2 protein-coding genes are annotated in these 1530 nt (G+C 32.9%); both read right to left on the bottom strand.

The features are described from left to right. Positions 1–106: 106 nt before the first annotated feature. On the bottom strand, positions 107–304 hold the full coding sequence (locus tag DM397_RS24200) for a hypothetical protein (RefSeq protein WP_394364549.1): 198 nt from the start codon (positions 302–304) through the stop codon (positions 107–109). A 554-nt stretch (positions 305–858) separates the two neighbouring features. Further along, positions 859–1056, bottom strand: coding sequence for a hypothetical protein (locus DM397_RS23880; protein ID WP_149229139.1), 198 nt, complete (start codon positions 1054–1056; stop codon positions 859–861). Between the last annotated feature and the right edge of the window lie 474 nt (positions 1057–1530).

The following is a 1530-nucleotide window of genomic DNA, read 5'->3' as shown; positions in this document are numbered from 1 at the left end:
TATTGAAGAGGATAAAATTTGTGACAAGATTTATTTTATAAAAATGGGAGCAGTTCGAAGGTTTTGTATCAGTATACAAGTAAAATTTCATCTGTACTTTTTCTTTTTAGCTTTGGGTCCATTTTTCTCGAGATTTATAAAACAGGTGCCTGCTTCTGTCTGATAGTTGTCTTACAGAATCTCCGTTAGGCAAAAGTTGTGATATGTATATTTTGTTTTCTGATTTTGCCTGCAGAATTAATTGATTCTCAAAATCCATAGCTTCCCATCGATGCTTGATTCTGATTTTCTGCAAAACCTCCAAAGCTAATTTTTGGACATGGAATCTGCCTGTAACCCGCGTATCCTTTGGGAAACATCTTTTTGGGATTCATTTCATAGAATTAGCCATGTCAAGAAAAGCTCTTTTTTTATAATCAATCCTGCTGATATGCTCTATAACTTGATCGGCTTTTGTTTCGGCAATAGCAATTACTAAAAAACCTTTCTTGCTTTTAGATTTCTTGTGGTCGCGATGGCATAAAGTTTGTCTTGAGGCAAAGTAACTTCCTTAATGGATAAATGGGTGCTTATATTTTGAGGGTAAATAATGCACCAGTGAGTATGTTGGTGTGGTACTTATGTGTAAAATGGACGTAAATGTTTTTATATTGGCTTTAAAGTTTCTTTTTGTTAACTTTAAAAAAGTCTCCAATAGGATGGAGGTCTGTGGTAGTATTATCTATTGGTTTCTTAAAAAAAAATGTAAATTCCTGAGTAATTCGACTTCCTTTTGATACTAAAATCCAATCTCTTTAAATAATCTCTCCGTTGGATTTATTGGTTCAACGACGTCTTTTGATTTGTAAATGCACAAACTTATCTCAAAGGAAAATCCTGAATTGTAATAGCGTCAAAAAATACTTTGAAGGCTAGTTCAAAAGAGCTAAATTCTTGTGGAGCTTTTTTTATAAAATACAGATGTGATACTTCTTTGGTGTTACTCGTAGAAACCACTGCAAAGTGATCTACTAAAAGGTCGGGAAGCATAAATTTGAAAAATTCTAAAGAAGGCATATATTAATTTTTAGACTGCAGATTTCTGATTTTATTTTGATATTCCTCCCCAGATTTTGTTCTTAATCAGTAATCTTGTTTCGTTTAGATTAATTTTAATCATAATCAAGTTAATCTTTTTCAGGACTGCTCAAGATGGGACAGTAAACATTTTGGTTCTAAGGCAAAGGCTTTTTTGTTTGTAATGTTGTATGTTTTAAGTTATGGCTAGATGATAGAGTGTTGGCTTGTGTGAGGTTGGAGGTGTTCTTGAAGTTGAGGCTGATAGCGGTCTATGAAATAAAAGCAAAACAGTCTGGTTTTTATGAATATGAAATTTATACGGAGTTTCTTTATGGTTTAAATTGATGAAGGGAGGATCGGATGGATGAGATTTTTTTTAGTGAGTAACCAAAAATATCTCCAGTTAAAGCCATTCGTTTCGATTAGATAAAGAGATTTAGCATAAATACAACCCGACAGGTTTTCAAAACC

The sequence above is a fragment of the Flavobacterium nitrogenifigens genome (assembly GCF_003254565.1).
GTDB lineage: Bacteria > Bacteroidota > Bacteroidia > Flavobacteriales > Flavobacteriaceae > Flavobacterium > Flavobacterium nitrogenifigens.
Note: the sequence above shows the minus strand (reverse complement) of the source record. Positions and strands in the feature narration are given on the sequence as shown.

Excerpts from the sequence above, each read along its gene's own strand:
- DM397_RS23880 (WP_149229139.1), bottom strand. The coding sequence starts at position 1,056 with ATGCCTTCTTTAGAATTTTTCAAATTTATGCTTCCCGACCTTTTAGTA.